Source organism: Pseudoflavonifractor sp. HNCC25GI2, from assembly GCF_058136395.1.
The window spans coordinates 15,733-28,753 of the sequence record NZ_JBYUOW010000008.1 but is presented as its reverse complement, the minus strand read 5'-3'; the positions used below and the strand labels follow the sequence as shown (position 1 = coordinate 28,753).

Sequence of the window (13,021 nt, the reverse complement as noted above, 5' to 3'; positions counted from 1 at the left end):
ACCCTGCTGTAACCAAAGCGGGCCACAACCCAATTTTTAACGGAAAGGAGGGGCAGCTTATGAATCTGTCCGTCTCTGAACTGAATCTTGACGAGGTGCTGCGGTACATGGGCTGTCCCCCCGACCGCGCCGATGCGGACCTGCGCGCCCAAGCGCAGCAGGCCTGTGAACAAATTGTGCAGGAGGCCAGGCCCCGCTGGGCCTGGCGCTGCTTTGATGTGACGGCGGAACCGGAGGGGGTACGACTGTCCTGCGGGCTGCTGCTCCCCGGCCAGGACTTAAAGCGCCATCTGGGGGGCTGCCGCCGGGCGGCGCTCTTCTGCGCCACCCTGGGTGTCCAGACAGACGCTCTCATCCGCCGGGTACAGAGCGGGGACATGCTCCGAGGCCTGGCCCTGGACTGCGCCGCCGACGCGGCGGTGGAACAGGTCTGCGACCAGATTGAGACGGAGCTCCAGAGTCAGTTCCCCGGCTGCTTCTTTCCCTTCCGGTACAGCCCGGGCTACGGCGACCTGCCCCTCACCCTTCAGAATGAGCTGCTGGATCTGCTGGACGCCCCCCGCCGGGTGGGCCTCACCGCCAGCGCCAGCCACATTCTCATCCCCCGCAAGTCGGTCACTGCCATTCTGGGTGTGGCCGATCAACCAATCGCTCAATCCGTCCGCAGCTGTCTGAGCTGTCCCGCTCACGAAAACTGCGGCTATCGAAAGTCAGGTGGACACTGTGGAATTTCGTGAATTACTGAACGCTCCCGGCCCCATCCTTCTGGACGGCGGCATGGGCACCATGCTCCAGGCCAAGGGCCTCGCCATGAACGAGGCTCCCGAGCTGGCTGCGCTGGAGCACCCGGACTGGATTCTGGACATTCACCGGGCCTATGTGGAGGCCGGTACCCAGATCCTGTGTGCCAACACCTTCGGCGCCAACCGGGAGAAGCTGGCCCGCACGGGCAAGACCCCCGATGAGGTCATCCCCCCCTCCATCGCACTGGCCAAGGAGGCCGCCGCGGGCCGGGCTCTGGTGGCCCTGGACATCGGGCCCATCGGCCAGCTGCTGGAGCCCACCGGCCTTCTGCCCTTTGAGGAGGCGGTGAACCTCTTCAAAGAGGAAGTCCGGGCCGGCGTTAAGGCGGGGGCCGACCTTGTAATGATCGAGACGGTGGCCGATCTCCAGGAGGCCCGGGCCGCCCTGCTGGCGGTGAAGGAGACCTGCGACCTCCCCGTGATGGTCACCATGACCTACGAGGAGCGGGGCCGCACCTTCCTGGGCTGCGATCCCGCCTCCGCCGCCCTCACTCTGGAGGGCATGGGGGCGGATGCCATCGGCGTCAACTGTTCCCTTGGCCCTCGTGAGATGCCCCCCCTGGTGGAGGAGCTGACCCGCTGGTCCACCCTGCCCATCGCCATCAAGCCCAACGCCGGTCTGCCTGACCCCAGCGGCTCCGGCTATGACATCAGCGCCCAGGAGTTTGCCGAGAGCATGGCCCAGCTCACCGAGCTGGGGGTGAAGCTCTACGGCGGCTGCTGCGGCACCACGCCCGAGTATATTGCCCGCCTCTCCAAGGCCCTGGAGGGCCGGACTATCCGGGAGATCCCCCGCTCCGTCCCCGCCGCGGTATGCAGCGGCACCCGCACCGTGCCTATCGACCGGGTCCGGGTCATCGGCGAGCGCATCAATCCCACCGGCAAGAAGGCCATGAAGGAGGCCCTGAAGCGGGACAACATCGACTACATGCTGGGCCAGGCCCTGGAGCAGACCGAGGCCGGGGCGGACATTCTGGACGTGAACGTGGGCCTGCCGGAAATTGACGAGGCGGACATGATGGTCCGGGTGGTCAAGGCGGTGCAGGGGGTAACCGACGCTCCCCTGCAGCTGGACTCCACCCGCCCCGAGGTGCTGGAGCCCGCCCTGCGTATTTACTGCGGCAAGGCCATTGTCAACTCGGTAAACGGCGACGAGGAGACCATGGCGGCCATTCTCCCCCTGGTGAAGAAGTACGGTGCCTCCGTGGTGGGCCTCACCCTGGACGAGAACGGCATCCCCAAGTCCACCCAGGCCCGGATGGACATTGCCCACCGGATTCTGGACCGGGCCCTGTCCTACGGTATCCGCCGGGAGGACGTGTATATTGACTGTCTCACCCTCACCGTCTCCGCCGAGCAGGAAGGGGCTGCCCAGACCCTGGAGGCTCTGCGGCGGGTCCACAGCGAGCTGGGCCTGAAGACGGTGCTGGGCGTGTCAAACATCTCCTTCGGTCTGCCCGCCCGGCCCCTGGTGAACCAGAACTTCCTCACCATGGCCATGACCTGCGGGCTGGACCTGCCCATCATCAACCCCAACGTGGACGCCATGATGGCCGCGGTGCGCAGCTACCACCTGCTCATGAACATCGACACCGACGCCCGGGACTTCATTGCCGCCTACGGCGACGTGCAGGTGTCCACCTCCATCACCGCCGCCTCCCGCCCCGCTTCCGCCGCCCCTGCTGCAGGCGGCACCCGGGATCTGGGTGAGCTGGTGAAGGCCGGACTGAAGGGCGAGGCCGGCGAGGCCGCCCGGGTTCTTCTGGAGACCCGTGAGCCCCTGGACGTGGTGGACAACGTGCTCATTCCTGCCCTGGACCAGGTGGGCGCCGACTTTGAGTCGGGCCGGGTTTTCCTGCCCCAACTCATTCAGGCCGCCGGTGCCGCCCAGGCCGCTTTCGAGGTCATCCGCGCCCGCCTCTCCGGCCAGCCCGGCCAGGAGGCCGGCAAGGGCCCCATCGTGCTGGCCACGGTGAAGGGGGATATCCACGACATCGGCAAGAACATTGTGAAGGTGCTGCTGGAAAATTACGGCTACACCGTCATTGACCTTGGCCGGGACGTGCCCCCGGAGGCGGTGGTCCAGGCCGCTCAAAAGCACCAGGCCCCCCTGGTGGGCCTGTCCGCTCTGATGACCACCACTCTGGGCAGCATGGCAGACACCATCGCCCTGCTCCATCAGGAGAACGTCCCCTGCAAGGTGGTGGTGGGCGGCGCGGTCCTCACTCCCGACTACGCCAAGCAGATCGGCGCCGACTTCTACGCCCGGGACGCCAAGGAGAGCGTGGATGTGGCCCGGCAGGTCATCGGGTAATCAACGTCCCTGCGGGGTTTGCCGTTGCAACTCGCCGGACAGCCTGCTATAATAATGTCTAAAAAAGGGGCCGCGCTGCGGCCCCTTTCCGGGATACGCCCGGTTTTCAAAAAACGTCCGAACGGAGGATTCCATGGGACACAGTGTTAACCCCCCGTCCGGCCAGAATCCGGAAAAGCGTCCCGCTCCATCCCGCCGCGCCCCTTCGTCCAAGCTGCGCTGGCTGTGGATTGTGGTGGTGCTCCTTCTGGTGGCCGGCGGCATTCAGCTCTACCGCATCAGCCAGCAGCCCGTTACCTTTCTCTATCGGGACATGACCCTGGAGGCGCTGAAGGGCGTGGCGGTCAACCAGCTGAAGGAGGAAAACTTCTCCACCTCGCCCTCGGGCTGGGTGACCTATACCCAGGACGGCCGGGAGGCCAAAACCGGCATCGACGTCTCCTTCTACCAGCAGAACATCGACTGGCAGGCTGTGGCTGGGGACGGCATTGACTTCGCCTTTCTCCGCCTGGGCTACCGGGGCTACACCCAGGGTGCTCTGAACACTGACACCTGCTATGAGGCCAATTTCCAGGGTGCCCGGGACGCGGGTCTGGATGTGGGCGTCTACTTCTTCTCCCAGGCCCTTACCCCGGAGGAGGCCCGGGAGGAGGCCCAGTTTGTACTGGACACTCTGGACGGCAGCCCTCTGGAGTACCCGGTGGTCTTCGACTGGGAATTTATCACCCACGACAGTGAGGCCCGCACCCACGGCACGGACGGGGAGACCCTCACCCAGTGCGCCGCCGCTTTTTGCCAGGTGATCGAGGAGGGCGGCTACACCCCGGCGGTCTACTTCAACCGGGACATGGGCTACCTCTACTACGACCTGTCCCAGCTGGACCAGTACCCCTTCTGGCTGGCCGACTATGACAGCGTACCCGACTTCTACTACCGCTTCCAGCTGTGGCAGTACACCCACACCGGCACCGTAGCGGGCATTGAGGGAAATGTGGACCTGAATCTGGATTTTGGGCCCATTTACGCCCCGTCCTGACCTTGTTTTTTCCTGCGCGCGGTGGGCAGATGACATTGAACTAGGGGCGGAACTTACGTTATGGCACTGAGAAACGACTGCGACACCATCGTCAAAGAGGCCATTGCCCAGGCACGCCCGGATGCGGCGGTGGCCCGGGCTCTGGCCGGACGCACCTTTGGGCCGGGCCGGCTCATTCTGGTCTCCGTGGGCAAGGCCGCCTGGTCCATGGCCGACGCGGCCTGGAAGAGCCTGGAGCACAAGCCCGACGCCGGCATCGTCATCACCAAGTACGACCACAGCCAGGGGCCCATCGGCACCCTGGAGATCCATGAGGCCGGCCACCCCGTCCCCGACGAGAACACCTTCTCCGCTTCCGCCCGTGCCCTGGAGCTGGCAGAGGGCCTCACTGGGGAGGACACCGTGCTGTTCCTCCTCTCCGGCGGCGGCTCCGCGCTCTTTGAAAAGCCCCTCATCCCCGGCGAGGAGCTGCAGGACGTGACAAAGCAGCTGCTGGCCTGCGGGGCGGACATTGTGGAGATGAACATCCTGCGCAAGCGGCTGTCCGCCGTAAAGGGCGGGCGCTTCGCCCAGCACTGCGCCCCCGCCAAGGTCTTTACCGTGGTCCTCTCCGACATCATCGGCGATCCCCTGGACATGATCGCCTCCGGCCCCGCCTACCCCGACGGCTCCACCTGCCAGCAGGCCCAGGCCATCGTGGAAAAGTATGGCCTGAATCTCACGCCCCAGGCCGCCGCTCTCCTGGCCCATGAGACCCCCAAGTCCCTGGACAACGTGGAGACCCAGATCACCGGCAGCGTACGGGAGCTGTGCCGGGCAGCCGCGGAGGTGTGCAAGAGCCTGGGCTATGAGCCCGTGGTGCTCACCGACAGCCTCTCCTGCCAGGCCCGGGAGGCAGGCTCCTTCCTGGCCTCCATCGCCCGCTATCACCAGGACACTAACCGCTCCCTGGCCTTCCTGGCCGGCGGTGAGACCGTGGTCAAGCTCACCGGCAAGGGCAAGGGCGGCCGCAACCAGGAGATTGCCCTCTCCGCCGCCGAGGGCATTGACGGTCTAAAAGATACCGCCGTCTTCTCCTTCGGCTCCGACGGCACCGACGGCCCCACCGAAGCGGCCGGCGGCTTTGTCACGGGTGGAACAAAGGCCCGGCTCTCCGCCAAGGGCCTGTCCATCTTCGACGTGCTCCAGGACAACGACGCCTACCACGCCCTGGCCGCCTGTGACGGCCTTATCGTCACCGGCGCCACCGGCACCAACGTCAACGACGTGGCCGTGGTCCTCATTCGCCGGTAATTCCCCTCATACACAGTTCCCCGGCGCCCTCCCTGCGGGAGAGCGCCGGGGTCTTTTTATGTCAGGGACAGAATTTCATCCCCCACTCGTTGGGCGGTTTCCTCCACCCGACCGAAGTCTACATAGGGATTATAGATGGCCTCCAGGTCGTCGTGCATGGCCTTGGCCTGGGCCAGGGAGCTGACCGCCTCCTCCACCAGGGCCGCGGACACCTTCTTGGCAAAGCGCACTCGGGGCCGACCCCGGCGCAGCAGGTTTTCATCCGCCGCATCCAGACGGATTCTCCGGTAGGGCTTTTCCGGCAGCGGGAGCGCAGGGGTGGAGGTAAGGAAGGCCAGACCCTGCTCCGGCACCAGCAGGTGGGCCAGCCGCTCGGGCGCCATGGGGTCGGGGCAGGCCACCACGTCCCATCCCCCGGCGGATGCCCCTGCCAGCAGATGGATGAGCATCTCATGGGCCAGACCGTACTGGTCGGACAGCTCATACACCCGGGAACACTGGGCCAGGGCGGTGTCAAAGAGGCACATGGCCCCCTTGTGGGTCACTGCACCCAAGAAGCGCTGCTTCACCTGGCCGCCGGTGATTCCCTTCTTCCGCCGCAGCTCCCGGGAGAGGATACCCCTGGCCCGCTTGGCCAGCTTCTCCGACAGCTCCTGGGTGAGCAAGGTGGCCCGGATGTCCTCAAAGATCTCCGCCGACGCCCCCAGACAGCGGTAGGCCCGCTGGTAGCAGCCCTTATAGCCCGTCATACAGGCCATCAGCGCCTCCCGCCGCTCCCACAGCGCCTGGGTGTCATAGCACTCCCCCAGGTTGATGTAGCGCTCCACCGCGCCGGGATACTTGGGCTCCACCACGTGGGGGGCAGTGCCGTCCACAATGGCTACCCCCAGCTCAGGCAGCAGCAGGGCGTCCAGAGAGGCCGGGTCCCCGGAGCAGAGAATGTACTCCGTCTCAAAGCCCTTCTCCTCCATCCGCGTCCCTACCCGGCGCATCAGGGTGGACTTTCCGCAGCCCGGCCCGCCCTTGAGGATGTAAATGGCCCGGGCCTGCTCCGGCGGGAGAAGCTGGGGATAGAGAGAATAAAATCCAGTGGGGGAGTTGGCCCCCAAAAAGTATTCAATATGGGGTAAAGCAGTCATAAGCGACCCTCCGTATCAGCAAATCTGTACTCCAGACTATGCCGACCGTCCCCCCTGGTGTTCCTTGCTCCAAGGCCTCCTTTTCCCGCTGTCAATCCCGGCCGGACGCAAAAAGCGGAGGCCGGCGATTGCCGGCCTCCGCGCGTTCTCCTCTGCGTTCGGTTCAGTCCTTTGCTTCCTTGGCCAGAGCCACCAGGGCGCTGGCTCCGATGCGGTCCGCGCCCGCCTCCAGCATGGCCTGGGCCTGCTCAAAGGTACGGATGCCCCCCGCTGCCTTCACCCGGATGTCGGGGCTGACCTTCTCCCGGAACAGGCGCACATCCTCCACCGTGGCGCCCCCCGTGGAGAAGCCGGTGGAGGTCTTGATGAAGTCCGCGCCGGACATGGAGACAATGCGGCACATGGCCACCTTCTCCTCCTCATTGAGCTGGCAGGCCTCCACAATAACCTTCAGGATCCGGCCCTTGCAGGAGGCCTTCACCGCCTTGATCTCCGCCAGAACGCCCTCCCAGTCGCCGGCCTTGGCCAGGCCCAGGTTGATGACCATATCAATCTCATCGGCACCGTTGCGGATGGCGTCCTCTGTCTCAAACACCTTGACCTCCGGGGTGGAGTAGCCGTTGGGGAAGCCCACCACCGTGCAGACCTTCAGCCGGTTGCCCACATAGGCCGCCGCCTGCTTCACGTAGCGAGGGGGAATACAGACCGAAGCGGTGGAAAACTCCATGCCCTCGTCACACACAGCCTTCACCTGTTCCCAGGTGGCGGTCGGGGTCAGGATGGTGTGGTCTACTTTGCTTAAAATGTTCGTTCTGTCCATAAAAACGCCTCCTCGCAGGAGAATCTCCTGCAAATACATGCTTTGTTTGATCCATTTTACTCCAGTCTATCCGCTGTTGTCCAGTCCTAAACCGAAAAAGTCCGCCCCACCCGGTTGGGGTGGGGCGGACGCTTGCTTGCTCTTCTATTACAGGTTCTGCTTCAGCTGCTCCATACGGTCGGTGCGCTCCCAGGGCAGATCCAGCTCGGGGCGGCCGAAGTGGCCGTAGGCCGCCAGCTGGCGGTAGATGGGCCGGCGCAGGTCCAGATCCCGGATGATGGCGGCGGGACGCAGGTCGAAGGTTTTCTCCACGGCCTCCTCCAGCTTGCCGTCAGACACCGTACCGGTGCCGAAGGTGTCCACACGGACGGAGACGGGCCGGGCCACACCGATGGCGTAGGCCAGCTGCACCTGGCACCGCTTGGCCAGGCCGGCAGCCACCACGTTCTTGGCCACCCAGCGGGCAGCGTAAGCAGCGGAGCGGTCCACCTTGGTGGGGTCCTTGCCGGAGAAAGCGCCGCCGCCGTGGGGGGCGGATCCTCCGTAGGTGTCCACGATGATCTTCCGTCCGGTGAGGCCGGAGTCTCCCTGGGGGCCGCCCACCACAAACCGGCCGGTGGGGTTCACATAGATTTTGGTCTCCTCGTCCAGCAGCTGGGCGGGCAGAATGGGCTTGATAACCAGCTCAATCATGTCCTTGCGGATCTGCTCCAGAGACACCTCGGGGCCGTGCTGGGTGGATACCACCACCGCGTCAATGCGCTTGGGGGTGTCGTCCTCGTTGTACTCCACCGTCACCTGGGTCTTGCCGTCGGGACGGAGGTAGTCCACCTTGCCCTCCTTGCGCACCCGGGTCAGCTGCATGGCCAGCTTGTGGGCCAGGGAAATGGGCAGAGGCATAAACTCCTCGGTCTCGTCACAGGCGTAGCCGAACATCATGCCCTGGTCGCCGGCACCGTTGTCCAGACCGTCGTCCTGCTCGCCCTCCTTGGCCTCCAGGCACTTGTCCACGCCCATCGCAATGTCGGGAGACTGCTCGTCGATGGAGGTGATGACGGCGCAGGTGTCACAGTCGAAGCCAAATTTGGCCCGGTCATAGCCAATCTCCCGCACCACCTGGCGGGCAATCTTGGGGATGTCCACGTAGCAGTGGGTGGTGATCTCGCCCATCACGTGGACCAGACCGGTGGTCACCGTGGTCTCGCAGGCCACACGGGCGCCGGGATCCTTCTCCAGAATGGCGTCCAGCACTGCGTCGGAGATCTGGTCGCAGATTTTATCGGGATGACCTTCGGTCACCGATTCGGAGGTAAACAGTTTCTTTGCCATGGTTCTCGTTTCCTTTCTGTTCTCGGGAGGATGAAAAAACGCTCCGCCGGTCGGCGGAGCGTTATGTTTGTATGCACCCTCATCTTGCGATACACTACCGCCGGATTTGGCACCTTGCCCGAAGGCAGGTTGCCGTGGCGTCATAGGGCCGGTCCCTCAGCCACTCTTGATAAGGCTATGTAATTGTACGGAAAGATTATAGCAGGTTTTCCCGCGTTGTCAACCGTTTTTCCTCCGAAGGGACAAAATCCCTTACTCCTCACACAGGTGATGCTCCCGGGTCAGAGCGGGGTTGACGCCCATCTTCTTGCCGTCCTTGTAGATGTAGAAGCCGGCGCCGCTCTTGCGGCCCAGGAAGCCGGCGGTGACCATCTTACGCAGCAGCAGGGAGGGGTGATACTTGGGGCCATACTCCTTGTCCATGACGATCATCACGTTGAGCAGGATGTCCAGACCCACCATGTCGGCCAGCTCCAGGGGGCCCATGGGGTGGTTGCAGCCCAGCTTCATGCCGTTGTCCACGTCCTCCACGGAGCCGATGAAGGAGCCCACAATGACGCAGGCCTCGTTGAGCATGGGCAGCAGAGCGCGGTTCACGATAAAGCCCGGCTTATCGTCGGAGAGGATGAGAGTCTTGCCCAGACGCTCGCCCACTTCCTTGATGTCATCCAGCACTTCCTGCTCGGTCAGCAGGCCGAAGATAACCTCACAAAGGCGCATCTTGGGCACGGGAGAGAAGAAGTGCATGCCCACCACCCGGGAGGGACGCTTGGTGGCGGCGCCCAGGGCGGTGAGGGAGATGGAGGAGGTGTTGGAGGCGAAGATGGTCTCGGGAGGACAAATCTCCTCCAGAGCGCTGAACACCGCCTGCTTGGCCTCCAGGTTCTCATAAATTGCCTCAATAACCAGGTCGGCGTTCCGGGCGCTCTCCATGGTGGTGTCCAGGGCCAGCCGGGTCAGAGCCTTGTCCCGGTCTTCCTCGGTCATCCGGCCCTTTTCCACCTCCCGGTTCAGGGAATGCTGAATTCCCTTGAGGGCGCGGTCCAGAGCTTCCTGCCGCTGGTCGTTCAAAGTGACGCCATATCCGTTGGTGATGGCGGTCTGGGCAATGCCGCTGCCCATCAGGCCGGCGCCTACCACAAAAATCTTCTGGATAGCCATGCAATGATCCCCTTTTCATTCTTTTTGTCCGCTTCCCCGCCCTTCCAGCTGCGGGGAAACATTTCCTTTATGCGCCGCTATCTTATCACAGCAAGCGCCGCATGTCTCCGCATAAATGGGCCTAAAATCCTCTTATCTTGACCTTTCCCCGGAATCCGGCAAAATACTTTCTCTTAGTAGCGGTTTAATGCCACGCTGCCATCGTCGGTTCCCTTCTCGATGGAGCGCACCTGGGCGTAGTAGCCATAGTCCGGGCTGACCTGAACAAAAAAGCGCTCTCCCACCTTCTTTCCCATGAGTGCGCCCCCCATGGGCGACTCCTTGCTGATGAGGCCGTGGAGCACATCCTGGCGCACGGTGGTGACGATCTGCCAGGTCTCCTCCTCGTCGTCCTCCTCCAGATACACCGTCACCTTGTCGTAGAGGCCCACGGTGTTGGCATCCGAGTTGTCCTGGATGACCACGGCGGTCTTGATCATATTCTCCAGGAAACGGATGCGCTTCTCGTTCTTGTTCTTTTCCTGTTTGGCCGCCTTGTACTCAAAATTCTCACTCAGATCGCCGAAGGAGCGGGCCACCTTGACCTCCTCCAAAAGCTGGGGCCGCAGGGTTACCCGGCGGTAGTTCAGCTCCTCCTTCATCTTCTGAATGTCTATTTCGGTTAACTCATTATGCACGTCGTCGCAAACTCCATTCTGCTCCATCCGCCTGACGGCGGATATCCGCTCTATTCCGTTGCTCCTCCTCTCCAAACGGAACCCGCTTCGCTGGGCTTCCGTTTGGGGCCGGCGCTGCCGGCTTTTACTCATTCTGCATTCTTAATTCTGCATTATTTATGCTTCCCAGCCTGCCAGATATTCCTTCTGCTCGGGGGTGAGGGTATCGATGGCCAGGCCCATGGCGGCCAGCTTCACCCGGCCAATCTGGTCGTCGATCTCCCCGGGCACCTCGTAGACCTTCTTCTCCAGGCTGTCCCGGTGCTTGGCCAGCCACTCCAGGGACAGGGCCTGCACCGCGAAGGACATGTCCATAATCTCCGCCGGGTGGCCGTTGCCCGCAGCCAGGTTGACCAGCCGTCCCTCGGCCAGCACATTGAGGGTGCGGCCGTCCTGGAGGCGGAAGCCCTCGATGTTCTCCCGGCGGGGGAAGCGCTCCACCGACATGGCAGCCAGCGCAGCCACATCCACCTCGCAGTCAAAGTGGCCGGAGTTGCAGAGGATGGCGTTGTCCTTCATCACTTCGAAGTGCCGCCCCACGATGACGTCCTTGCAGCCGGTAGCGGTGACAAAGATATCGCCGTACTTGGCCGCCTCGTCCATGGGCATAACCTGGAAGTTCTCCATGGTGGCCTCCAGCGCCTTGAAGGGGTCCACCTCGGTGACGATGACCTGGGCGCCCATGCCCTTGGCCCGCATGGCAATGCCCTTGCCGCACCAGCCGTAGCCCGCCACGACCACCGTCTTGCCCGCCACCATCAGGTTGGTGGTGTGCATGATGGCATCCCAGGAGGACTGGCCGGTGCCGTACTTGTTGTCGTAGTAGTGCTTGGCCTTGGCGTCGTTCACCGCCATCATGGGGCAGGGCAGGATGCCCGCCTTCTCCCGGGCGTGGAGGCGGTGGATGCCGGTGGTGGTCTCCTCACAGCCGCCGATGAGCCGGTCGGCGTACTGGGCACACTTCCCGCCCAGCAGCTGGATAAGGTCTCCACCGTCATCCACAATGAGGTGGGGTCGGCACTTCAGGGTCTCCACCAGCAGGTCCTCATATCCCTGCATGTCCACGCCGTGGACGCCGTAGGTATCCACGCCCAGGTCGGCCATGGCGGCGGCCACGTCATCCTGGGTGGACAGGGGATTACAGCCGGTGAGATGGACGTCGGCACCGCCCTCCCGCAGCACCAGACCCAGATTGGCGGTCTTGGCCTCCAGGTGGACGGAGACGGCGATGGTCAGCCCGGCAAAGGGCTTCTCCCGGCGGAAACGCTCCTCAATGCCGCTGAGGGCGGGCATGAAGTCCCGCACCCACTGGATTTTCTGACGGCCCGAGGGAGCCAGGGACATATCTTTCACAATGCTCATTGAGAAATTCTCCTTTCAGCGGACCGGTGGTCCGTAACAAAATTATTGTATCACAGCCGCTCTCTGGAAGAAAGTGTACGCTTAAAATGTTTACAGTTTTGTCATGGACTTTTTTCCAAAAAGCGGGTACAATGAACGGTACTGTACCAATCACTTCCCAAGGAGGTCTGTCCATGAAGGCTATTTCCAGACGCCTGGACCGCTTTTGCTACAATCACCCCAATTTCGGCGTTCCCAACCTGATGCTCTACATCTCTGTGGGCACGGTTGTCGTCTATGTGGCCAACCTGTTGACCAACAACGCTGTGATCTCCTGGCTGTCCTTCATGCCCGGCATGATTTTCCAGCATTTCCAGGTCTGGCGTATTTTTACCTTCGTACTGGTTCCTCTGGACCAGTCTCCCCTCTGGTTCATTCTGACCACCTATCTCTATTACTCCCTGGGCACAACACTGGAGCAGCGCTGGGGTGCAACAAAATTCACCGTCTTTTACGGCCTGGGCGTGCTGCTCAACGTGATCTATGGAGTTATCATCTACTTCGTCATGGGACAGCCCGTCTATCTGGAACTGGCCAACATGCACTATATCAACATGTCCCTGTTCCTCTCCTTCGCCACCCTGTACCCCGATGTCCGGTTCCTGGTCTACTTTATCATTCCGGTCAAGGGCAAGTGGCTGGCCTGGCTTGACGTAGCTTACATGGTCTATCACATGTTCTTCTACTTCTCCGCCGGCCTGTGGTTCTGGGGCCTGCTGCCCGTGGTGGCCACCCTCAACTACCTCATCTTCTTCTGGGAGGATCTCACCGACGCCCTCCACCGTGGCCGGGCCCGTGCGGCCCACCGGGTCAATCCCCAGACCATCAACTTCAAAAAGGCGCAGAAGGAGGTCCAGCAACGCAAGGGCTACCTCCACAAATGCGCGGTATGCGGCATCACCGATGCCGACGCTCCAGACATGGAGTTCCGCTATTGCTCCAAGTGCAACGGCTACTACTGCTACTGCATGAATCACATCAACAACCATACCCACGTGCAGTAAGCATC

Annotated in this window: 11 protein-coding genes and 1 riboswitch; of the genes, 5 read left to right on the top strand and 6 right to left on the bottom strand. The window is 62.8% G+C overall.

Features of this window, described 5'->3' with window-relative positions; all coding sequences use genetic code 11:
* Positions 1 to 59: 59 nt before the first annotated feature.
* The 4 genes from AC3YUO_RS10285 (at position 60) to AC3YUO_RS10270 (ending at position 5,446) form a co-directional block, all read left to right on the top strand.
* Positions 60 to 737, top strand: a complete 678-nt coding sequence (locus AC3YUO_RS10285) for a vitamin B12 dependent-methionine synthase activation domain-containing protein (RefSeq protein WP_489962947.1) — start codon at positions 60 to 62, stop codon at positions 735 to 737.
* Entirely contained in the window at positions 724 to 3,117 is a 2,394-nt protein-coding gene (locus AC3YUO_RS10280; RefSeq protein WP_489962946.1) for a homocysteine S-methyltransferase family protein, read from the top strand. Before AC3YUO_RS10285 ends, AC3YUO_RS10280 begins: the two co-directional genes overlap by 14 nt.
* 133 nt (positions 3,118 to 3,250) lie before the next feature.
* The gene (locus AC3YUO_RS10275) at positions 3,251 to 4,153 is read left to right on the top strand and encodes a glycoside hydrolase family 25 protein (RefSeq protein WP_489962945.1); all 903 of its coding nucleotides are present in this window, start codon (positions 3,251 to 3,253) and stop codon (positions 4,151 to 4,153) included.
* Between the two features lie 60 nt (positions 4,154 to 4,213).
* Entirely contained in the window at positions 4,214 to 5,446 is a 1,233-nt protein-coding gene (locus AC3YUO_RS10270; protein WP_489962944.1) for a glycerate kinase type-2 family protein, read from the top strand.
* A 56-nt stretch (positions 5,447 to 5,502) separates the two neighbouring features.
* Here the strand turns inward: AC3YUO_RS10270 and AC3YUO_RS10265 are convergent, their stop codons facing one another.
* The 6 genes from AC3YUO_RS10265 to AC3YUO_RS10240 all read right to left on the bottom strand — a co-directional run bounded on the left by AC3YUO_RS10265 (position 5,503) and on the right by AC3YUO_RS10240 (position 11,973).
* Positions 5,503 to 6,585 (bottom strand): hypothetical protein, encoded by a 1,083-nt coding sequence (locus AC3YUO_RS10265; protein WP_489962943.1) that lies wholly within the window; start codon positions 6,583 to 6,585, stop codon positions 5,503 to 5,505.
* Positions 6,586 to 6,748: 163 nt separating this feature from the next.
* Positions 6,749 to 7,405 (bottom strand): deoxyribose-phosphate aldolase, encoded by a 657-nt coding sequence (gene deoC / locus AC3YUO_RS10260; RefSeq protein ID WP_489962942.1) that lies wholly within the window; start codon positions 7,403 to 7,405, stop codon positions 6,749 to 6,751.
* 147 nt (positions 7,406 to 7,552) lie between these two features.
* Positions 7,553 to 8,734, bottom strand: coding sequence for a methionine adenosyltransferase (gene metK / locus AC3YUO_RS10255; RefSeq protein WP_489962941.1), 1,182 nt, complete (start codon positions 8,732 to 8,734; stop codon positions 7,553 to 7,555).
* A gap of 76 nt (positions 8,735 to 8,810) precedes the next feature.
* A riboswitch (SAM riboswitch) is annotated at positions 8,811 to 8,910 on the bottom strand.
* A gap of 76 nt (positions 8,911 to 8,986) precedes the next feature.
* On the bottom strand, positions 8,987 to 9,889 hold the full coding sequence (locus AC3YUO_RS10250) for a 3-hydroxyacyl-CoA dehydrogenase family protein (RefSeq protein WP_489963023.1): 903 nt from the start codon (positions 9,887 to 9,889) through the stop codon (positions 8,987 to 8,989).
* A 179-nt stretch (positions 9,890 to 10,068) separates the two neighbouring features.
* The gene (locus tag AC3YUO_RS10245; RefSeq protein WP_489963022.1) at positions 10,069 to 10,572 is read right to left on the bottom strand and encodes a GreA/GreB family elongation factor; all 504 of its coding nucleotides are present in this window, start codon (positions 10,570 to 10,572) and stop codon (positions 10,069 to 10,071) included.
* Positions 10,573 to 10,728: 156 nt separating this feature from the next.
* The gene (locus AC3YUO_RS10240; RefSeq protein WP_489962940.1) at positions 10,729 to 11,973 is read right to left on the bottom strand and encodes an adenosylhomocysteinase; all 1,245 of its coding nucleotides are present in this window, start codon (positions 11,971 to 11,973) and stop codon (positions 10,729 to 10,731) included.
* Positions 11,974 to 12,146: 173 nt separating this feature from the next.
* Between AC3YUO_RS10240 and AC3YUO_RS10235 the strand changes: the two genes are divergently transcribed.
* The gene (locus AC3YUO_RS10235) at positions 12,147 to 13,016 is read left to right on the top strand and encodes a DUF1751 domain-containing protein (protein WP_489962939.1); all 870 of its coding nucleotides are present in this window, start codon (positions 12,147 to 12,149) and stop codon (positions 13,014 to 13,016) included.
* Positions 13,017 to 13,021: the final 5 nt, after the last annotated feature.